The organism is Leptothrix mechoopdaensis (SeqCode), from assembly GCF_053893855.1.
Genome location: NZ_CM132699.1, coordinates 4590754 through 4610048, shown reverse-complemented (window position 1 = coordinate 4610048; position 19295 = coordinate 4590754). Strand labels below are relative to the sequence as shown.

The following is a 19295-nucleotide window of genomic DNA, read 5'->3' as shown; positions in this document are numbered from 1 at the left end:
CCGCACCACTACCATCGAAGTCTGACCCCCGGTCTCGACCCGACCTCACCAGGACACCTCCATGAAGCTGCGCACCTACGCCGCCCTCGCCCTGTCGTTCTGCGCGCTGCTGGCCAGCGCCGTCCGGGCCGACGAGGCCGACATCCGCAAGAACCTCGCCGAGCGCTACCCCAGCCTGCCGCCGATCGACGAGATCCGCGCCGCGCCGGTCCCCGGCCTGTTCGAGCTGCGCCTGGGCACCGACATCGTCTACACCGACGGCAAGGGCGCCTACCTGATCCAGGGCGAGATCATCGACACGGCGACGCGCCGCAACCTGACCGAGGACCGCATCGCCAAGCTGACCGCGGTCGACTTCGCCAGCCTGCCGCTGAAGGACGCGATCGTCTGGAAGAACGGCAAGGGCACGCGCAAGATCGTCGTGTTCGCCGACCCGAACTGCGGCTATTGCAAGAAGCTGGAGAAGGACCTCATCAACGTCAAGGACGTGACGGTCTACACCTTCGTGATCCCGATCCTCGGCGGCGACTCGCCCGAGAAGTCGCGCGACATCTGGTGCGCCAAGGACAACACCAGCGCCTGGCGCAACTGGATGGTCGACGGCGTGCGCGCCCCCAAGGCGATGGGCGCCGGCTGCGACGTCGCCGCGATCGACCGCAACAGCGCGATGGCGCGCAAGTTCAAGGTCAACGGCACGCCCGCGATCGTCTTCGAGGACGGCACCCGCGCCCCGGGCGCGATCCCGGCGACCGAGGTCGAACGGCGGATCCTGGCGGCGGCCAAGTCCTGATCGGCCCACGCCCTGCCCCAACGAAAACGCCCCGCACTGCGGGGCGTTCTTCATGGTGGCGACGCCGTTCAGCGATGCGTGAACGTCGGCGGGCGCTTCTCCAGGAAGGCGCCCATGCCTTCCTTCTGGTCGGCGCTGGAGAACAGCGCGTGGAACAGCCGGCGCTCGAACAGCAGGCCTTCGGTCAGCGGCGACTCGTAGGCGCGGTTGACGCTCTCCTTGACCGCCATCAGCGCCAGCGTCGAGTAGCCCGACAGGGTCTGGCCGATCTTGTCGGCCTCGGCGTGCAGTTCGGCGGCCGGCACCACGCGGGCGACCAGGCCGGCGCGTTCGGCTTCGGTGGCGTCCATCATCCGGCCGGTCAGGGCCAGGTCCATCGCCTTGCTCTTGCCCACCGCGCGCGGCAGGCGCTGCGTGCCACCGGCGCCGGGGATGATGCCCAGCTTGATCTCGGGCTGGCCGAACTTGGCGGTGTCGGCCGCGATGATCAGGTCGCAGGCCATCGCCACCTCGCAGCCACCGCCCAGGGCGAAGCCGGCCACCGCCGCGATCACCGGCTTGCGGACCTGGCGCAGGGTGTCCCAGTTGCGCGAGATCAGGCCCTTGCGATAGGCGTTCGGGAAGTCGAACGGGTGCATCAGCGCGATGTCGGCGCCGGCCGCGAAGGCCTTCTCGCTGCCGGTCAGGATGATGCAGGCGACGCTGTCGTCGGCGTCGAGCGCCAGCAGCGCGGCGCCGAGTTCGTCCATCAGCGGATCGTTCAGCGCGTTGAGCGCCTTCGGCCGGTTCAGCGTGATCCAGCCGTAGCGCATCTCGCCCGCGCCGGGACGGGTCTCGACGAGGATGTTCTCGTAGGTCGGGGTGCTCATGGGGGACGGGTCTCCTGGGGGTGCAGCTTGAAGCGGATGACTATAGCCAGCGAAGGATTCAGCTTCCTTGCTCGGGCGCGCGCTCCAACCTCAGGTCCACCCAGGTTTCGGCGTCCTGCTCGATGCGGATGCGCACCGGCAGCATCTGCAGCGCCGGGGCGTACCACATCTGCGCGGTCAGGTTGCCGCCCTCGGCGCGGCGGCGCGGCTTGACGTGCAGGGTCTCGAGCGGTCCGACCGGCGTCTGCTCGGTGACACGTTCGGTGACCTCGTAGACCCAGGCGTCGACCCGGTTGGGCAAGGCCAGCGGAAACGCCATCGCCTGGCCGGTGCGGGTCAGCTCGGGCCGCGTGCGCAGCAGCCAGATGATCTGGATGAACTGGCTCGCCGTGTCCTGCACGTCGGCCTGCCACGGCACCGACTCGCCGCGCGCCAGCCGGATGCCGGCCGGGTCGAAGGCCATCGTGACCTGGCGGTCGCGGCCGACGATCTGCTTGGTCAGCTGCTCGTAGCGCTGCGGCGCCAGCCCGTCCGGCGTGATGCGGCCCTCGCTGCTCATGCGCCGGGTCATCAGCGGCGCGAAGGCCGGGCCGATCGAGACCGTCAGGTGGACCTGGTAGCGCTGCGCATCGACGCGCAGCCATTCGACCTCGGCGCGGCCGCTGACCTCGCCGCGATACCAGCCGGTCAGGCGGTAGCTCAGGCGGGTCGAGGCCGGCCAGACGAACTCGGGCACGCCGGGCCGGGCGGTCGGCGCGGCGGCCGAAGCCGCCCGTTCAGCGGCCTGGGCAGCGGCCTGTGAGGCCACCTGTGCGGCCACCTGCGCGGCACTCGCGGCGGCTTCGGCCGCAGAGGCCGCCAGCTGCGCTTCCAGCGCCGCCTGAGCGGCTCGTTCGGCATCCTGGCGGACCTGCTCGGCGACGCCGGCCAGCGCCTCTGACGCTGCCCGGGCGGGTTCGGGCGCGGACGCCGGTGACTCCGGTGCCGCAACCGGGGCCGGACGGGCCTCTGCCGATCGCCGCACCGGGGCCGGCGCGGCGCGGGCGGCCTGCACCTCGACCGGCGCGGCGGGCGCCAGCACGCGGTCGAAGCGGACCTCCGCCCGCTGGATCGCCGGGGCGCGCAGGTCGACCGCCCGCAGCGACTCGCGCACCACCGCCAGCAGCCAGGCATGGCCCGCCAGGGCCAGCAGCAGCGCGCCGGCCAGGGCGGGCGTCAGACGGTGCCAGCGACGGCTCATGCGGCGGTCAGGCGACGCTTGGCGCGGCCCAGGCGCTGCGGCGCCGCTGCGTCGGCGCGGACGGCTTGTCCTGCGGCGACAGCGCCACCAGACCGGCCGGGCGAGACGCCGGCAGGGTCAGCGTCAGCACGCGGCGGTCGCGTGCCACCAGCAGCGTCTGCGGCTGGTCAAGGCCGCCGTAGAGCAGCAGGTCGTCCAGCCGCGCCAGCCGCCAGCCGGCCAGCGCCAGCAGCTCGTCACCCGCCGCCAGGCCGGCCTGCTCGGCGGCGCTGCCGGTCTGCACCGCCTGGACCTTCAGGCTGCCGTCGGCCACCCGGGCGCCCAGGCGCTGGGCGACGCTGGGCGGCTCGTGGCGCCAGGCGTAGCCGAGCACGTCGGCCAGCAGGCTGGCCAGCGGCAGTTCGTCGGTGCCGCGCACCAGCGCGTCCAGCTCGCGCGCCCAGGCCTGCGGATCGCGCCGCTTGCCGACCGCCTGCAGCGCCTCGGCGATGTCGTCGTGCGTGACCGGGCCGTCATGGCCGTCGGCCGCGCCGCTGCGCTGCCACAGCCGGCGCATGACCTGGTCAAGCGTGCCGCGGCCCTCGCCGCGCAGCCGCAGGTCCAGCACCAGCGCCACCAGCGCGCCCTTGGTGTAGTAGCTGACGGTCGCGTTGGCGGTGTTCTCGTCCGGGCGGTAGTACTTCAGCCAGGCGTCGAAGCTGGCCTGCGCCGCGCTCTGCACGTGCCGACCGGGTGTCGCCAGCACCTGGTTGATCGTCTTGGCCAGCAGCTTGAGGTAGCGGGCCTCGTCGATCAGCCCGGCGCGCAGCAGGAACAGGTCGTCGTAGTAGCTGGTGAAGCCCTCGAAGAACCACAGCAGCTCGGTGTGGTTCTCGCGGCCCAGGTCGTAGGGCACGAACTCGGCCGGCTTCAGGCGCTTGACGTTCCAGGTGTGGAAGTACTCGTGGCTGATCAGCCCGAGCAGCGTCACGTAGCCCTCGCCCAGGTCGCCGCTGCCCTGGCCGCGACGCGGCAGGTCGCGCCGGCCGGCGATCAGCGCGGTGCTGTTGCGGTGTTCGAGCCCGCCGTAGCCGTCGTCGACCACGGCGAGCTGGAAGACGTAGCGCTCGAACGGCGGCGGCTGGTCACCGTGCCAGAAGCGGATCTGGGCCTCGCAGATCCGCTTGGTGTCGGCCAGCAGACGCTCGCCGTCGAAGCCCGGCGCGGCCCCGGCGACGACGAACTCGTGCGGCACGCCGCAGGCCTCGAAGCGGCCGGTCCAGAACGGACCCAGCTCGAACGGGTGATCGACCAGCGCGTCATAGCCGGGCGCGGCGTAACCCTTCTTGGCCGATCCGCTCAGGCCGGTCGAGACCTGCCAGCCGTCCGGCAACGGGCCCAGCGTGACGACGTGTTGGTCGTCCTCGCGGCCGGCCGGGCTCAGGAACAGGCTGGTGCCGTTGAAGAAGCCACGCTGGCTGTCCAGCCAGGCGGTCCGCACCGAGGCGTCGAAGGCGTAGACCCGCCAAGTCACGACCAGCGCGGCGCGGCCGCTGCAGTCGACCTCCCAGCTGCACTTGTCGAGCTGGCGCAGGGCCCGCGACTCACCGCCCTGCCGGGCTTCCAGGCCGCTCAGGTGACGCGAGAACTCGCGCACCAGGTAGCTGCCGGGGATCCACACCGGAAGCGTCAGGCGCTGGCGTGGCGCGGGCTGCGCCAGCGTCAGCGTGACGCGGTAGTGGTGGGCATGCAGATCGGCGAGTTCGACGTGGTAGCGGACCATGTGGCTTGCCCGGGTTCAGTAGCTGGCCGCCGCCAGGAAGCAGCTCAGGCTGGCGACCAGCGTCAGCCGGAAGCGCAGCGTCATCCAGTGGCCCAGGCCGTGCGCCGGGTAGGTGCGGCGGTCGACCAGGTAACACGCGACCAGCGACAGCCCGGCGATGACCAGCCCGGCGTGGGCCGGCAGCAGCATCGCGAACCACGCCAGCAGCGACGGCGCCACGCCCCAGGCGAACGGCACCGGCGACGGCACCGTCGAGCGCATGCCCAGGCCCCAGTGGATGCCGCCCAGGAAGGACACGATCGCGGCGGCGTAGGCCATCAGGCCGTGGAAGACGAAGTCCAGCACCGCGCCTTCGTACAGGTCGGCGGGGATCAGCATCGTCAGCAGCGCACCCAGCACGAAGGGCGCCAGGCCGGCGTAGCCCAGCCGCAGCGCGACGGGGTTGGGGCCGTGGCCGGAAGAGGTCGGAAGCGAGGTCAGGGACGGAGACGAGGACACGGTCGGGGCGGCGGTTGAAGGCCGTTGCAAGGATTCGGGCCGGGCGCCGGAAACGGCGTTCGGGCAGCGGCGGATGCCGCGTGTCGAATTGTCACCGGCCCGGCCGATCCCTGTCTCAGGGCACCAGCCATTGCGGCGCGCAGCCGTCCTCGAAACGGGCCCGCCGATGGCCCTGGGCGTGCAGTTCCAGCCAGTCGATCGCGTCGACCCGGGCGGTCAGCACGGCGAAGGACTCGCGCACCCGCTCAGGGGCCAGCGGCACCTGCGGGGCGTCCAGCGGCGAGCCGGGCGCGAGCGGCGACAGGTAGTCGTGGGCGGCAGGCCGGTGGCGGATGCGGGCCCAGCGCGCGGTGACGTCCAGCCCGTCGGTGGCGATGTCGACGCTGCAGCGCAGCCGCACCTGCCAGCCGAGCGGCTCGCTCCAGCACAGGATCTGGCCGCGCGGGTCGGCCTGCAGCTGGGCGACCTTGGGCGAACGTGCGTCGGCATAGAAGACCAGTTCGCAGCGGTCGGCCTGCAGGCCGCGCAGCACGATGCTGCGCACCTCCGGGCCGTCCGGGCCGATCGTCGCGAAGGCGGCGCGGCGCCACGGATGCCCCGGCTGGCCGGGCCCGGCGCGGCTGACGACGGCGTTGGCCAGCTCGCGCCAGACCGCCGCCTCGATCGCGGGCAGGTCGGTCAGGCGCGGGGCGAGATCGGGATCGTGTGCGGCCGCAGCCGGCGGATCGGAAGCGTCGTTCATGCTGGCACTCCAGAAGGCGGACGCTATACCCGCCCCCGCTGGCGACGCCTCCGGGTCAACCAGCAGCCGGGGCGCTGTTCGACGCGGGCTTGCGCCTCGTCAGGGCTTGGCAATCGTGCCGACGACGCCGTCGACCAGGAAATCCATCTTCGACAGCGCCGCGTCGCTCATCGTGCCGCCAGCCTGCCGGACCTTGCCGGACTGGTCGACGATGCGACCGCCGAAGGGCTGCAGCTTGCCCATCGCGATGGCCCGCTCGCGTTCGCGCACCTGGTGGACGACATCGGCGGGGATCTTCTTGTTGAACGGTGCCAGCTTGATGACGCCCTCGCGCAGCCCGCCGTTGTAGGGCTGCGGCTTCCAGCGGCCGGCGCGCACGTCGGTGGCGACCTTGGCGTAGCGCTCGCCCCAGACGTGCGTGACGCTGGTCAGCTGCGCCGTCGGCGCGATCGCGCTCATGTCGCTCTGGTAGCCCAGCAGCATCACGCCCTTCTCCTCGGCCAGCTGCGGGATGGCGGTCGAGCCGCTGTGGTGCGTCAGCGTGTCGGCGCCCTGGGCGATCAGCGCCTGCGCGGCCTCGCGCTCACGCGCCGGGTCGAACCAGGTGTTGAGCCAGCTGACCTTGACCTGCGCCTTCGGGTTGGCCGCGCGCATGCCCAGCGCGTAGGCGTTGATGCCCATCACGACTTCGGGGATCGGGAAACCGGCGACGTAGCCGCTGATGCCGGTCTTGCTCATCTTCCCGGCCAGGTAGCCGGCCAGCCAGCGACCCTCGTGGAAACGGGCGTTGTAGATGTTGACGTTGGGCGCCGTCTTGTAGCCGCCCATGTGCTCGAACTTCACCTGCGGGAAGTCCTGCGCCACGCGCAGCGCCGGTTCGAGGTAGCCGAAGCTGGTCGCGAAGATCAGCTGGTAGCCCTGCCCGGCCAGGTCGCGCATGACACGTTCGGAGTCCGGGCCTTCGGCGACGTTCTCGACATAGGTGGTCTGCACCGCATCGCCGAGCCGGCGTTCCATGTCCAGCCGGCCCATGTTGTGCTGGTAGGTCCAGCCGGCGCTGCCGACCGGGCTGACGTAGACGAAGGCGACCTTGAGCGGCGGCGCGTCGGCTGCCATCGCCGCATCGACCGGAGCCGACAGGGCGGCGAACGCGGCGACGCCAGCGAGCACGGCGAACGTGCGGGAGGTGAACGCACGGCGTGCGCCCGGGAGGTTTTTGTACATGGTGTTCCTCGACATGGCCCGGGGATGGAGGGTGAAGTCCGACGGCGTGGGCGCGCCGGCGGCTCGGGGGGCGCGGATTGTCTCAGAGCCTCCGGGAAAGGCCCGGGTCGGCGCGACCGGAAGCGCCACAGGGCGCCGCTATGCTGCGCGGCCATGAACGACGCCACCCCGACCGATGACCTGCGCCACCGGATCACCGGCCTGGTGCTGTCCGGCGGCGAGGGCCGGCGCATGGGTGGGCTCGACAAGGGCCTGCAGGCCCACGCCGGCACACCGCTGGCGCAACGCGCGGCGCAACGCCTGGCGCCGCAGGTCGGCACGCTGGCGCTGAACGCCAACCGCCACCTCGACGACTACCGCGCCTGGGGCTGGCCGGTCTGGCCCGATGCGCTGCCCGATGGCGTGACCGGGCGGCCCGGTCCGCTGGCCGGCTGGCTGACCGGCCTGACCCTGGCGCGCACACCCTGGCTGCTGACGGTGCCGTGCGACAGCCCGACCTTCCCGCTCGACCTGGCCGCGCGCCTGGCCGCCGCGATGCTGGCCGATGACGCCGAGCTGGCGATGGCGGCGACGCCCGACCCCGAGGCGCGGCCCCCATCTGCACCGACCGCCCCGCTGCGCGCCCAACCGGTCTTCTGCCTGATGCGCCGCGAGCTGGCCGGGCCGCTGGCCGACGCCCTGCAAGGCGGCGAACGGCGCGTGCTGCGCTGGGCCGCCAGCCGCCGCCTGACTCTCGTGCGCTTCGACGACATCGGCGCCTTCGACAACCTCAACACCCTGGCTGACCTGCATGGTCCCGACTGAACCGGACACCACGGACCACTGGCCGCGCGCCAGCATCCTGGTCGTCGACGACGAACCCGGCATGCGCCACTTCCTCGAGAAGGCATTGGCCCCGCGCGTGCGCGAGGTCATGGGCGCCGGCTCGGCCGAGGAGGCCGAGACACTGCTGCGCAGCCACCGCTACGACCTGGTGCTGCTCGACATCGCCCTGCCCGGCCGCAACGGCATCGACCTGCTCAAGGACATGCGCGAGCAGGGCATCACCGCCGAGGTCGTGCTGATCACCGCCTTCGCCGACCTGGACACCGCGATCGAGGCGCTGCGGGCCGGTGCCGGCGACATGCTGCTCAAGCCCTTCCGGCTGACCCAGGTGCTGGGCGCCGTGCGGCACGGCCTGGAACGGGCCCAGCTGCGGCGCGAGAACTGGGTGCTGCGCCGCAACCTGACGCAGCGCACGCCGCCGGCCGACGGGCTGGTCGGCCAGTCGATCGTCATCAAGGGCCTGCAGGCGGCGTTGCGGCGGGTCGCGACGGTCGATTCCACCGTGCTGCTGACGGGCGAGTCCGGCACCGGCAAGGAACTGGCCGCCCTCGCGCTGCACCGCCTGAGCGCCCACGCCGTCGCGCCCTTCGTGCCGGTCAGCTGCGCGACCAGCGCGCCGGCCCAGCTGGAGGCCGAGCTGTTCGGCCACGGCGGCCAGGGCCCCGGCCGCGAAGGCCTGTTCGTGATGGCCCACGGCGGCACGCTGTTCCTCGACGAGGTCGGCGAGCTGCCCGCCGAGCTGCAGGCCACGCTGCTGCGCGTGCTGGAGGACCGCCGCGTGCGCGCGCCCGACAGCGAGCGCAGCGTGCCGGTCGACGTGCGCATCGTCGCGGCGACCAACCGGCCGCTGCTGGACGACGTGCGCGACGGCCGCTTCCGCGCCGACCTCTACTACCGCCTGCAGGTGGTCGAGCTGCGCCTGCCACCGCTGCGCGCGCACAAGGAGGACATCCCCGACCTGGTGGCGCACTTCATCGACACGCTGGCGCCGCGCCTGGGCGTCGCGCCGATCGAGGTCACCGACGACGAGATGCGCTACCTGCGCCAGTACGACTGGCCCGGCAACGTGCGCGAGCTGCGCAACCTGATCGAGCGCTCGCTGATCGTCGGCGCGCTCAACGTCAGCGCCCTCTACCAGAGCCTGCCGCGCCCGCGGCCTGCCAGCGCACCGGCGGTGGCGCCCGCGCCGCGCCGCGACGAGGGCGCCGCCAGCCCGGTCGACGAGGCCCCGCTGGACCTGCAGACGCTGGAGAAGCGCCACATCCTGGCGGTGCTCGAATCGGTCGGCCATGACAAGACCGAGGCGGCGCAGCGGCTGGGCATCTCGCGCCGCACGCTCGAACGCCGGGTGGCCGAATGGGCCGCCGACGGCACGCTGCCCGCACCGGCCGCCGACGCCCCCTGATCGCCACCATGCCGTCGCGCTGGAAGGCCGCGCTGCGGCGCTCGATCCGCACCAAGCTGCTGGCGCTGGTGCTGCTGCCGCTGGCCGGCGTGCTGCCGCTGCTGGGCGTGCTGCTGCTGTGGTGGGGCGACGTCGCGTTCGACCGGATGCTGATCACCAAGGTGCGCGCCGATCTGGCCGTCGCCCAGGGCTACTTCGAGCGCGTGCAGGCCGAGCTGGCCGCGAGTGCCGGCGCGGTGGCCGGCTCGCATGCGCTGCACCTGACGCTGGCCGATGGCGCGCGTGACCCGGGCCGCGAACGCCTGGTCGCGCTGCTGCAGGAAGTCCGCGATGCGCAGTCGCTCGACTTCGTCAACCTGCGCGACGCCGAAGGCCGCCTGCTGCTGACCGACCAGGGCCCGCGCGAGCAGGACGAACCGGCCGACAGCCGCGCCCGGCCCGGCGCCGGTGACGTGCGCGCGCTGGCCCGCATCGAGGTGCTGGACGCCGCCGCCTTTGCCGCCATCGCGCCGCGCCTGGGTGAACGGGTCGGCGTCGACGTGCTGCCGACCCGTGACGCCGCGCCCGGCCCGCAGCAGCGCATCGACCGCGCGATGGTCATGCTGGCCACGCACCCGGTCCGGGCACCGGACGGCCGCCTGCTCGGCCACGTGCAGGCCGGCCGGCTGCTCAACCGCAACCTGCCGCTGATCGACCACATCAACGCCATCGTCTACCCCGAAGGCTCCCTGCCCTTCGGCAGCCGCGGCACCACGACGCTGTTCCTGGACGACGTGCGCGTCAGCACCAACGTCCGGCTGTTCGGCCCGGCGCAGGACGAACGTGCGATCGGCACCCGCGTCTCGCAGGCCGTGCGCGACGCCGTGCTGGTGCGCGGCTCGACCTGGCTGGACCGCGCCTTCGTCGTCAACGACTGGTACGTCTCGGCCTACCAGCCGATCACCGACGGCGGCGGGCGGCGCGTCGGCATGCTCTACGTCGGCTACCTCGAACGGCCTTTCATCTGGCTCAAGTACGGGATGCTGGCCGGCATCGGCATCATCTTCTTCGCAGTGATGGTGGTGGCCGCCTTCGTCTCGCTGCGCTGGGCCGGCACGATCTTCCGGCCGGTCGAGCAGATGGAGGCGACGCTGCGGCGCATCGAGTCCGGCGCGGCCGAGGCCCGCGTCGGCGCGGTCGACAGCACCGACGAGCTGGGCCGGCTGGCGCGTCACCTGGACGCGCTGCTCGACCTGATCGCCGACAAGACCCGCGCGCTGGAGGGCCTTAACGCCGAGCTGGACGCCAAGGTGGCCCAGCGCACCGCCGCGCTGGAGGCCAGCAACCGCGAGCTGGCCGCGACCCAGAAGCAGCTGCTGCGCAGCGAGAAGCTCGCCGCCATCGGCCAGCTCACCGCCAGCATCGCGCACGAGGTGAACAACCCGATCGCGGTGATCCAGGGCAACCTGGACCTGCTGCGCAGCCAGCTGCCGCCGGAGGTCGCGCGGGCCTCGGACGACGAGCTGCGCCTGATCGACGCCCAGATCGAGCGCATGCGCCTGATCGTCACGCAGCTGCTGCAGTTCGCCCGGCCGTCGGAATACGCCGGCTACGTCACGGCGCTGGACACGGCGGCGGTGGTCGAGGACTGCCTCGTGCTGACCGGCCACCTCGCCGGCCGCACCCGCATCACCGTCGAACGCGACCTGCGCGCGCGCGGCCGTCCGGCCGTCAACCGCAACGAGCTGCAGCAGGTGCTGATCAACCTGATGGTCAACGCCATCCACGCGATGCCCGAAGGCGGCACGCTGAACCTCGCCAGCCGCGACGTCCACCAGCCCGACGCCACCGGCAGCCCGACCGACTGGGTCACCCTGTCCGTGGCCGACACCGGCGGCGGCCTGGACGCCGAGCTGATGGACCAGCTCTTCCAACCCTTCGTGACCCGCAAGAAGGACGGCACCGGCCTGGGCCTGTGGATCAGCCGCAGCCTGGTCGAACGCTACGGCGGCGACCTGCGCGCCGCCAACCGCAGCGACGGCCGCAGCGGGGCGGAGTTCACGGTGTGGTTGAGGGTGGAGGGCTGAGATCCCCCATCGGCACGCCCCAAAGGGGGAAAGACGGGTCCGGCAGTGGCCCTGACGATCGTGGGTGCCTCACCCATCGTCGTCCAAAGACTACACTGCCATGCGCACCGTCGAACAGACCGGAACCTTTCGCCTCTGGCTGGCCAGGCTGCGCGACGACAACGCCCGGGGTGTCGTCGTCGGTCGGATCCACCGGCTCGCGCACGGCCTGCCGGGCGACGTCCAGCCGGTAGGCCATGGGATCAGCGAACTGCGCATCCACGTCGGCCCGGGCTATCGGGTGTATTTCGTCCAGCGTGGCCAGACGCTGATCCTGCTGCTGTGTGGCGGAGACAAGTCCAGCCAGCGGCGCGACATCGAACGCGCGCGGCAGCTTGCCGAAAACAGGAGTCATCTGAGATGAGCGAACGCACCACCCCCTTCGATCCGGCCGAGGCGCTGACATCCGATGCCGCCGTGGTCGCTTTCCTGGAAGACGCGTTCGAGACCCAGGACGCCGGCTACATCGCGCAGGCGCTCGGGGTGGCGGCGCGCGCTCGGGGCATGACCCGGGTGGCGGCCGAGACGGGCCTGTCGCGCGAGCAGCTCTACCGATCGTTCAGCGGCGATGGCAACCCGACGCTGAAGACACTGCTGGCGGTGATGAAGGCCCTGGGCATCGAGCTCGGCGCGCGCATCGCGACGCCGCGCTGACGCGCCGCAAGCATCACCCCGCCAACCCGATCACCACCCGGTCGACCTCGGCGCGCCAGGCGGCCTTGCGGGTGGTGTCGGCGAAGGCGGCCTCGAAGCTGTTGGCGGCGAGTTGCCAGGCCTCGCGGGCGCCGAGTTGCGGCAGGGCGGCGAAGGTTTCGAGCCAGTTCTGGTTCATGTAGCCGCCGAAGTAGGCCGGGTCGTCGCTGTTGATCGTGGCGCACAGGCCGGCGTCCAGCAGGGCCGGGAGCTTGTGTTCGGCCATCGTGCGGTAGACGCACAGCTTGACGTTGGACAGCGGGCAGACCGTCAGCGGCATGCGTTCGGCGGCCAGCCGGGCGACCAGCGACGGGTCCTCGACGCAGCGCACGCCGTGGTCGATGCGTTCGGTCTTCAGCAGGTCCAGCGCCTCGACGATGTAGGCCGGCGGACCTTCCTCGCCGGCATGGGCGACGACGTGCAGGCCGAGCTCGCGGCAGCGTACGAAGACCCGCTCGAACTTGCTCGGCGGGTGGCCGCGTTCGCTGCTGTCCAGGCCGACGCCGATGAAGTGGGCGCGGTAGGGCAGCGCGGCTTCGAGCGTCTCGAAGGCGGCTTCCTCGCTCAGGTGGCGCAGGAAACACAGGATCAGGTCGCCGTCGACGCCCAGCTCGGTGCGCGCGCGGGTCAGCGCCGCGCTCAGGCCGGCGATGACCGTGCCGATCGCGACGCCGCGTTCGGTGTGGGTCTGCGGGTCGAAGAAGATCTCCGCGCGCCGCACGCCGTCGGCCGCCGCGCGCTGCAGGTAGGCCCAGGCCATGTCGTGGAAGTCGGCCTCGTGCAGCAGCACGCTGGCACCGGCGTAGTAGATGTCCAGGAAGCTCTGCAGGTCGGTGAAGGCGTAGGCGGCGCGCAGCGCCTCGACGCTCGGGTAGGGCAGCGTCACGCCGTTGCGTTCGGCCAGCGCGAAGATCAGTTCGGGCTCCAGCGAGCCCTCGATGTGGATGTGCAGCTCGGCCTTCGGGATCTGCCGCAGCAGCTCGGGCAGACGCTCGCGCGGCAGGCGGTCGAGGGCGGCGGCGACGGCGGCGTCCGGGTGCGGGCGGGTGTGGATGTCGGGCATGCCGGGGCTCCTGGTGTTGTGGTCGTGGTCGGCTGAAGAACCGCTGGAGAACGAGCACGTACTGTGCCCGAAGGCACGCGTCCGCGACTTCGGATGACCCTCTCGCTTGATACCCATAACCGTATGCGGATAGGATATGGGGTATCAGGAGATGACCCATGTTCCGAGCCACTGTCCTTGCCGCCGCGCTGCTGGCGCCGTTCGCCCTGCAGGCTGCCGACGCCGTCACGTTCGACGTGCCGACGCTGACGATGCAATCCCGCCGCGTGGCCGGATCGCTCGTGTTCGACGCCAGCCTGCAGGCGGTGCGGCAGGCGACCGTCGCGGCCCAGGTCGGCGGCAACGTGGTCGTGCTGGCGGTCAAGGCAGGTGACCGGGTCCGCGCCGGCCAGCTGCTGGCGCGCATCGACGAGCGCAGCACCGACGCCGCGCTGGCCCAGGGCGACGCCGCCGTGAACCAGGCCGACGCGGCGGCGCGGCTGGCCCGCATCGAGCTGTCGCGCAGCCGCGAGCTGCGCGCGCAGGGCTTCGTCAGCCAGGCGGCGCTGGACCAGGCCGAGACCCAGTCGCGCGCCGCCGATGCCGCGCTCGCCCAGGCCCAGGCCGGGCGCGGTCAGGCCGCCTTGGCGCGCGGCCACGCCAGCGTCGTCGCACCGTTCGACGGCATCGTGCTGGCCACGCATCTGGACGCCGGCGACCTGGCCGCGCCGGGCCGGCCGGTGGCGACCCTCTACGCCCCCGGCGCGCTGCGGGCGGTCATCGCGTTGCCGGCCTCGCTGGCGGCGCAGGCCCGTGCGGCCGGCCGCGTCGAGGTCGAGCTGTCCGATGGCCGGCGTCTGAAGCCGCTGCGTCGCAGCGAATTGCCGGGCACCGACGTGGTGACGCAGACCGTCGAATGGCGGCTGGACCTCGCCTCGGCCGACGCCGCCGGCCTGCCCCCGGGACAGAGCGTGCGGGTGCGCTTCGACGCCCCGGCCGATCCAGCCACAACCGCCGATCCGGCCACCGCCGCCCACCTCAGCGCCCCTCGCACGGCGGTGCTGCAACGTGGCGAGCTGGATGCCGTCTACGTCGCCGACGGTGACCGCTACGTGCTGCGCGCCGTGCGCACCGGCCGCGTCGAAGGCGACCGGGTGACGCTGCTGAGCGGCGTGCGCGCCGGTGAACGCATCGCCGCCGATGCGGTCAAGGCCGGCCTGGCCGGTGCCCGGCCGTCGAACTGAAAGCGCGCGATGGATACCCCGACCCCCTCCCTTGCCGCTGCCGCCGCTGCCGCCGCTCCGACCGAGGCCGCGCCGCGCCTGGGCGTGGCCGGCCGCCTGGCCGCCGCCTTCCAGGACAACGCGATCACCCCGCTGCTGGCGCTGGTGGCGCTGCTGCTGGGCCTGTTCGCGGTGCTGGTGACGCCACGCGAGGAAGAGCCGCAGATCAACGTGACGATGGCCAACGTGCTGATCCCGTTCCCGGGCGCCAGCGCGGCCGACGTGCAGGCGCTGGTGGCGCGGCCGGCCGAACAGGTGCTGGGCCAGATCGCCGGCATCGAGCACACCCGCAGCGTCTCGCGCCCGGGCCTGGCGCTGCTGACGGTGCAGTTCGCCGTCGGCGTGCCACGCACCGAGGCGCTGGTGCGGCTCTACGACGTGCTCAACGCCCACCAGGACTGGCTGCCCGCCGGCCTGGGCACCTTGCCGCCGATCGTCAAGCCCAAGGGCATCGACGACGTGCCGGTGCTGGCGGTGACGCTGTGGCGCCCGGACGCGCCGGTCGACGGCAGCGGCTCGGCGTTCGAGCTGGAGCGCATCGCCCACGGCCTGGAGACCGAGCTGAAGCGGGTGCCCGGCAGTCGCGAGGTGCAGCTGATCGGCGGCCCCGGCCAGGCCGTGCAGGTGGCACTGGACCCGGACCGGATGCGCGAACGTGGCGTCGACCTGCTGCGCCTGCGCGAGACCCTGTCGGCCGCCAGCCTGTCGATGCCGGCCGGCGCGGTGCTGGAGCCGCAGCCCGGTGGCGGCTCGAAGCGGCTGACGGTCGAGACCGGCGAGTTCCTGCGTTCGGCCGATGACGTCGGCGACCTGGTCGTCGGCGTACACGCCGGCAAGCCGGTCTACCTGCGCGAGGTGGCCGAGGTCACGGCCGGCCCGGCGCAGACGTCGCGGCAGGTCTGGATGACGCCGGGCGCGGCGACCGGATCGGCCTCCGACCTGGCGACCGGATCGGTCCATCCGGCCTTGACGCTGACGCTGACCAAGAAGCCCGGCGCCAACGCGGTCGAGGTGGCCGCCGCCGCGCGCGAGCGGCTGGCCGCGTTGCACGGCACGCTGGTGCCGGCGGAGGTGCGGCTGGACATCACGCGGGACTACGGCATCACGGCCGGCGAGAAGGCCGCCAAGCTGATCCAGAAACTGGCCTTCGCGACCGGCTCGGTGATCGCGCTGGTCGGCCTGGCGCTGGGCCGGCGCGAGGCGGTGATCGTCGGCGCGGCGGTGATCCTGACGCTGACCGCCACGCTGTTCGCCAGCTGGGCCTGGGGCTACACGCTGAACCGGGTGTCGCTGTTCGCGCTGATCTTCTCGATCGGCATCCTGGTCGACGACGCGATCGTGGTGGTCGAGAACATCCACCGCCACCAGCAGCTGCACCCGGATCGTTCGCTGCTGCAGCTCATCCCCGGCGCGGTCGACGAGGTCGGCGGGCCGACCATCCTGGCCACGCTGACCGTCATCGCCGCACTGCTGCCGATGGCCTTCGTGACCGGCCTGATGGGCCCGTACATGGCGCCCATCCCGATCAACGCGAGCCTGGGCATGGCGATCTCGCTGGCCATCGCCTTCAGCGTGACGCCGTGGCTGGCCGCGCGCCTGATGAAGGCGCACGGCCCCGTTCACGCCGCGCCCACCGGTCTGGCCGCGAAGCTGCCGGCCGCCTTCACCCGCGTGCTGGCGCCCTTCCTGGCCAGCGCCCGCAAGCGCTGGCTGCTGGCCGGCGGCATCGCGGCGGCGCTGGCCCTGAGCATCGGCCTGGCCGGCCTGCAATGGGTCGTGCTGAAGATGCTGCCGTTCGACAACAAGAGCGAGTTCCAGGTCGTCGTCGAGATGCCCGCCGGCACGCCGCGCGAGGACACCGCCGCCGCGCTGCAGGCGATGGGCGCCTTCCTGGCGCGACAGCCCGAGGTGCGCGACCTGCAGGGCTACGCCGGCACCGCCAGCCCGATCACCTTCAACGGCCTGGTGCGCCAGTACGACCTGCGCGCCGATGCCGAACAGGGCGACCTGCAGGTCAACCTGGTCGACAAGGCCCATCGCCACGAGCAGAGCCACGCCATCGCGCAGCGCCTGCGGCCGGCGCTGGAACGCATCGGCGCAAGCTGGGGCGCGCGCGTCCAGGTGGTCGAGGTGCCGCCCGGCCCGCCGGTGCAAAGCCCGCTGGTGGCCGAGGTCTACGGCCCGGACGAGGCCGGCCGCCAGCAGCTCGCGCTGCGGCTGGCCGAGGCCTTCCGCGCCACGCCGGACATCGTCGGCGTCGACACCTCCGTGGCGGACGCCGCCGGGCAGTCGCCCCGCGCCTTCCTGCGCATCGACCGCAGCCGCGCCGAGTCGCTGGGCATCCCGGTGGCGGCCATCGCGCAGACGGTGCAAGGCGCGCTGTCGGGCGTCGACGCGGCCTTCCTGCACGACGGCCGCAGCCACCGCGCGGTGCCCGTGCGGCTGCAGCTGCCGCTGTCGGCCCAGGTCGGCCTGGACGCCCTGCTGCGCCTGCCGCTGCGCGCGGCCAACGGCCAGCTGGTGCCGCTGTCGGCGCTGGTGCGGGTCGAACGCGGCACGATCGACCGGCCGCTGTTCACGAAGGATCTCCAGGGCGTCAGCTACGTGGTCGGCGACATGGCCGGCCGGCTCGACTCGCCGCTGTACGGCCTGGCCGCCATCCGCAGCCGCCTGGCCGAAGCCGCCCTGCCCGGCACCGGCGCGCTCGGCGAGTGGTGGATCCGCCAGCCGGCCGACCCGTACCGCCAGTACGCCATCAAGTGGGACGGCGAGTGGCAGGTCACCTACGAGACCTTCCGCGACATGGGCGCGGCCTATGGCGTCGGCCTGGTGTTGATCTACCTGCTGGTGGTGGCCCAGTTCAGGAGCTACCTGACGCCGCTGGTGATCATGGCGCCGATCCCCCTGACCCTTGTCGGCGTGATGCCCGGCCATGCCCTGCTGGGGGCGCAGTTCACGGCCACCAGCATGATCGGGATGATCGCGCTGGCCGGGATCATCGTGCGCAACTCGATCCTGCTGGTCGACTTCATCGAGCTGCAGCTCGCCCGCGGCGTCGACCTCGCCGAGGCGGTCGTGCAGTCGGCGGCGGTGCGGGCGCAGCCCATCGTGCTGACCGGCCTGGCCGCGATGGTCGGGGCCTTCTTCATCCTCGACGACCCGATCTTCAACGGGCTGGCGATCACGCTGATCTTCGGCATCGCGGTGTCCACGCTGCTGACGCTGGTCGTGATCCCCGTCCTCTACTTCAGCGTCTTCCAACCCCGGAGCACACCATGACCGTCGACCGCCTGATCCGCATCTTCGCGGGCAGCTTCATCCTGATCTCGCTCGCGCTGGGCATCGAGGGCAGCCCGCTGTTCCTCAGCCGCTGGGCGCTGGCCTTCACCGCCTTCGTCGGCGCCAACCTGCTGCAGTTCGGGTTCACCAACGTCTGCCCGCTGGGCTGGTTGCTGCGCCGGGCGGGCGTGCCGGACGTGGCATGTGACACGCCAACCCGGTCGGCGTGAACGGGGAGCCACCGGTTCGAGACGGGTGACACACGCAAACGTTCGCGGGACGCGACGGAGCATGGAAAATGCCCAACCTTGAACACGGACTGAACGAACTGGAGGACCGCGCCATGGCCCAACTGCAGGACGAAAGCGCCAGGACCGACCTGCTCAACCGCCTGAAGCGGGCCGAAGGCCAGCTGCGCGGCATCCAGCGGATGATCGAAGGCGGCGAGTCGTGCATGGACATCGCCAGCCAGATGGCGGCGGTGCGCAAGGCGCTCGACAGCGCCTACGTGCGCATGACCGTCTGCTTCATGCAGCAGGAACTGACCCAGCGCCTGGGCATGAACGACGAGCAGACGCCGGTGCTCGAAAGCATGCTCGACGACATGCAGACGCTGCTCGGCAAGGTGCGCTGAGCAAAAAAACGGCAGGACGCCACCCGGGCGCCCTGCCGTGCCAACGGAACGTCGCCGCGCCGGTCCCCCCGGCTTCAGGCGCGTCCCGGCAGTGTTCTGCAGCCGGCCTGCTCGCACAGGCCCGCCCAGCTCACTGCCCCCGAAAACATCGGGCCGCCCTGGTCGAGGTCGACGCAGGTGGCCCAGGCCGCCGCCCGGCTGGCAGGCGTGGCCGGAAAGAAGACGCTCGGCGTCAGCAGCACGTCGACGCCCGCAGCGCGCGCGGCCTGCAGGCCGACCTCGCTGTCCTCCAGCGCCAGCGCCTGAATCCCCTGAATCCCCTGAACCCCCTGACGCCCCTGCCGAGCCGGCAAGCCCAGCCGCGCCAGCGCCAGCCGGTGCGCCTGCGGATCGGGCTTCTTGCGTTCGACGTCCTCGCCGCAGACGCAGGCCGCGAAGGTGTCGTGCCAGCCCGGGCCCAGCATGCGGCCGAGCAGCGAGTCGACGTTCGCCCGGCTGGTCGTCGTGACGATGGCCTGCAGCGCGCCGGCCTCGCGCGCCTCGGTGATCAGCCGCAGCACGCCGGGGCGCGGCTGCACCAGGCCGGCGTCGACCTGTTCGGCATAGCGCCGGTTCTTGATCGTGTGCAGCGCACGCGCCAGCGCGTCCCGCTCGGCCGGATCGGCGGGCGCGTCGTCCCGATCGGCCATGTCGTGCAGCAGCCGCTCGCGCCCGCCGGTGATGCGCAGCAGCGCGGCATACCGCCGCTCGTCCCAGCGCCACGGCAGGCCGAGTTCGACGAAGGCCGCGTTGAAGGCGACGAGATGGCCGTCGCGCTCGGTCTCGGCCAGCGTGCCGTCGACGTCCCACAGCAGCGCGCGCAGCCCGTCCTTGCCGGCCATGCGATGGGCCCCGTGCCGCGCCG

At 72.4% G+C, this 19295-nt stretch carries 18 protein-coding genes; 10 read left to right on the top strand and 8 right to left on the bottom strand.

Annotation, left to right across the window (positions count from 1 at the left end; all coding sequences use genetic code 11):
• Positions 1-61 precede the first annotated feature (61 nt).
• Positions 62-790, top strand: a complete 729-nt coding sequence (locus tag ACWA7K_RS20155; protein ID WP_456163662.1) for a DsbC family protein — start codon at positions 62-64, stop codon at positions 788-790.
• Positions 791-858: 68 nt separating this feature from the next.
• On the opposite strand, the gene ACWA7K_RS20150 is transcribed toward ACWA7K_RS20155, so the two are convergent.
• The 6 genes from ACWA7K_RS20150 to ACWA7K_RS20125 all read right to left on the bottom strand — a co-directional run bounded on the left by ACWA7K_RS20150 (position 859) and on the right by ACWA7K_RS20125 (position 7125).
• On the bottom strand, positions 859-1659 hold the full coding sequence (locus ACWA7K_RS20150) for an enoyl-CoA hydratase (protein WP_456163660.1): 801 nt from the start codon (positions 1657-1659) through the stop codon (positions 859-861).
• Positions 1660-1717: 58 nt separating this feature from the next.
• Positions 1718-2899: a DUF3108 domain-containing protein gene (locus ACWA7K_RS20145; RefSeq protein ID WP_456163658.1), complete on the bottom strand. Its 1182-nt coding sequence runs from the start codon at positions 2897-2899 to the stop codon at positions 1718-1720.
• A 7-nt stretch (positions 2900-2906) separates the two neighbouring features.
• Positions 2907-4661, bottom strand: coding sequence for a M61 family metallopeptidase (locus tag ACWA7K_RS20140; RefSeq protein WP_456163656.1), 1755 nt, complete (start codon positions 4659-4661; stop codon positions 2907-2909).
• Between the two features lie 15 nt (positions 4662-4676).
• Positions 4677-5159 carry a DUF3429 domain-containing protein gene (locus tag ACWA7K_RS20135; protein ID WP_456163654.1) on the bottom strand — a complete coding sequence of 161 codons (483 nt, stop codon included), beginning with the start codon at positions 5157-5159 and terminating at the stop codon, positions 4677-4679.
• Positions 5160-5274: 115 nt separating this feature from the next.
• Entirely contained in the window at positions 5275-5901 is a 627-nt protein-coding gene (locus ACWA7K_RS20130; protein WP_456163652.1) for a pyridoxamine 5'-phosphate oxidase family protein, read from the bottom strand.
• A gap of 99 nt (positions 5902-6000) precedes the next feature.
• On the bottom strand, positions 6001-7125 hold the full coding sequence (locus ACWA7K_RS20125; protein ID WP_456163650.1) for a BMP family ABC transporter substrate-binding protein: 1125 nt from the start codon (positions 7123-7125) through the stop codon (positions 6001-6003).
• Between the two features lie 153 nt (positions 7126-7278).
• Here ACWA7K_RS20125 and mobA point away from each other — a divergent pair, with 153 nt between their 5' ends.
• From mobA to ACWA7K_RS20100, 5 genes are all read left to right on the top strand, one after another.
• A complete protein-coding gene (mobA, locus tag ACWA7K_RS20120) occupies positions 7279-7929 on the top strand; it encodes a molybdenum cofactor guanylyltransferase MobA (protein ID WP_456163648.1) in 651 nt (216 codons plus the stop codon).
• Entirely contained in the window at positions 7916-9355 is a 1440-nt protein-coding gene (locus tag ACWA7K_RS20115) for a sigma-54-dependent transcriptional regulator (protein WP_456163646.1), read from the top strand. Before mobA ends, ACWA7K_RS20115 begins: the two co-directional genes overlap by 14 nt.
• 8 nt (positions 9356-9363) lie before the next feature.
• Positions 9364-11421 carry a sensor histidine kinase gene (locus ACWA7K_RS20110; protein WP_456163644.1) on the top strand — a complete coding sequence of 686 codons (2058 nt, stop codon included), beginning with the start codon at positions 9364-9366 and terminating at the stop codon, positions 11419-11421.
• 100 nt (positions 11422-11521) lie between these two features.
• Entirely contained in the window at positions 11522-11824 is a 303-nt protein-coding gene (locus ACWA7K_RS20105) for a type II toxin-antitoxin system RelE/ParE family toxin (RefSeq protein WP_456163642.1), read from the top strand.
• Positions 11821-12114: an addiction module antidote protein gene (locus tag ACWA7K_RS20100; protein WP_456163640.1), complete on the top strand. Its 294-nt coding sequence runs from the start codon at positions 11821-11823 to the stop codon at positions 12112-12114. The genes ACWA7K_RS20105 and ACWA7K_RS20100 overlap by 4 nt, the downstream gene beginning before the upstream one ends.
• Before the next feature lie 13 nt (positions 12115-12127).
• Here ACWA7K_RS20100 and ACWA7K_RS20095 read toward each other — a convergent pair whose 3' ends face one another.
• The gene (locus ACWA7K_RS20095; RefSeq protein WP_456163638.1) at positions 12128-13216 is read right to left on the bottom strand and encodes an adenosine deaminase; all 1089 of its coding nucleotides are present in this window, start codon (positions 13214-13216) and stop codon (positions 12128-12130) included.
• 158 nt (positions 13217-13374) lie between these two features.
• Between ACWA7K_RS20095 and ACWA7K_RS20090 the strand changes: the two genes are divergently transcribed.
• The 4 genes from ACWA7K_RS20090 (at position 13375) to ACWA7K_RS20075 (ending at position 18391) form a co-directional block, all read left to right on the top strand.
• Complete coding sequence (locus tag ACWA7K_RS20090; protein ID WP_456163636.1) at positions 13375-14439, top strand: efflux RND transporter periplasmic adaptor subunit; 1065 nt, start codon at positions 13375-13377, stop codon at positions 14437-14439.
• Positions 14440-14448: 9 nt separating this feature from the next.
• Positions 14449-17757 carry an efflux RND transporter permease subunit gene (locus tag ACWA7K_RS20085; protein WP_456163634.1) on the top strand — a complete coding sequence of 1103 codons (3309 nt, stop codon included), beginning with the start codon at positions 14449-14451 and terminating at the stop codon, positions 17755-17757.
• A complete protein-coding gene (locus tag ACWA7K_RS20080; protein ID WP_456163632.1) occupies positions 17754-17987 on the top strand; it encodes a YgaP family membrane protein in 234 nt (77 codons plus the stop codon). The genes ACWA7K_RS20085 and ACWA7K_RS20080 overlap by 4 nt, the downstream gene beginning before the upstream one ends.
• Positions 17988-18100: 113 nt before the next feature.
• Positions 18101-18391: a metal-sensing transcriptional repressor gene (locus ACWA7K_RS20075; RefSeq protein ID WP_456163630.1), complete on the top strand. Its 291-nt coding sequence runs from the start codon at positions 18101-18103 to the stop codon at positions 18389-18391.
• 74 nt (positions 18392-18465) lie between these two features.
• On the opposite strand, the gene ACWA7K_RS20070 is transcribed toward ACWA7K_RS20075, so the two are convergent.
• Positions 18466-19272, bottom strand: coding sequence for an HAD family hydrolase (locus ACWA7K_RS20070; protein ID WP_456163628.1), 807 nt, complete (start codon positions 19270-19272; stop codon positions 18466-18468).
• Positions 19273-19295: the final 23 nt, after the last annotated feature.

Bases quoted from the DNA above. Each gene is read 5' to 3' on its own strand.
- ACWA7K_RS20155 (WP_456163662.1), top strand. From the start codon at position 62: ATGAAGCTGCGCACCTACGCCGCCCTCGCCCTGTCGTTCTGCGCGCTG.
- ACWA7K_RS20150 (WP_456163660.1), bottom strand. From the start codon at position 1,659: ATGAGCACCCCGACCTACGAGAACATCCTCGTCGAGACCCGTCCCGGC.
- ACWA7K_RS20145 (WP_456163658.1), bottom strand. From the start codon at position 2,899: ATGAGCCGTCGCTGGCACCGTCTGACGCCCGCCCTGGCCGGCGCGCTG.
- ACWA7K_RS20140 (WP_456163656.1), bottom strand. From the start codon at position 4,661: ATGGTCCGCTACCACGTCGAACTCGCCGATCTGCATGCCCACCACTAC.
- ACWA7K_RS20130 (WP_456163652.1), bottom strand. From the start codon at position 5,901: ATGAACGACGCTTCCGATCCGCCGGCTGCGGCCGCACACGATCCCGAT.
- ACWA7K_RS20125 (WP_456163650.1), bottom strand. From the start codon at position 7,125: ATGTACAAAAACCTCCCGGGCGCACGCCGTGCGTTCACCTCCCGCACG.
- mobA (WP_456163648.1), top strand. From the start codon at position 7,279: ATGAACGACGCCACCCCGACCGATGACCTGCGCCACCGGATCACCGGC.
- ACWA7K_RS20115 (WP_456163646.1), top strand. From the start codon at position 7,916: ATGGTCCCGACTGAACCGGACACCACGGACCACTGGCCGCGCGCCAGC.
- ACWA7K_RS20110 (WP_456163644.1), top strand. From the start codon at position 9,364: ATGCCGTCGCGCTGGAAGGCCGCGCTGCGGCGCTCGATCCGCACCAAG.
- ACWA7K_RS20105 (WP_456163642.1), top strand. From the start codon at position 11,522: ATGCGCACCGTCGAACAGACCGGAACCTTTCGCCTCTGGCTGGCCAGG.
- ACWA7K_RS20100 (WP_456163640.1), top strand. From the start codon at position 11,821: ATGAGCGAACGCACCACCCCCTTCGATCCGGCCGAGGCGCTGACATCC.
- ACWA7K_RS20095 (WP_456163638.1), bottom strand. From the start codon at position 13,216: ATGCCCGACATCCACACCCGCCCGCACCCGGACGCCGCCGTCGCCGCC.
- ACWA7K_RS20090 (WP_456163636.1), top strand. From the start codon at position 13,375: ATGTTCCGAGCCACTGTCCTTGCCGCCGCGCTGCTGGCGCCGTTCGCC.
- ACWA7K_RS20085 (WP_456163634.1), top strand. From the start codon at position 14,449: ATGGATACCCCGACCCCCTCCCTTGCCGCTGCCGCCGCTGCCGCCGCT.
- ACWA7K_RS20080 (WP_456163632.1), top strand. From the start codon at position 17,754: ATGACCGTCGACCGCCTGATCCGCATCTTCGCGGGCAGCTTCATCCTG.
- ACWA7K_RS20075 (WP_456163630.1), top strand. From the start codon at position 18,101: ATGGCCCAACTGCAGGACGAAAGCGCCAGGACCGACCTGCTCAACCGC.
- ACWA7K_RS20070 (WP_456163628.1), bottom strand. From the start codon at position 19,272: ATGGCCGGCAAGGACGGGCTGCGCGCGCTGCTGTGGGACGTCGACGGC.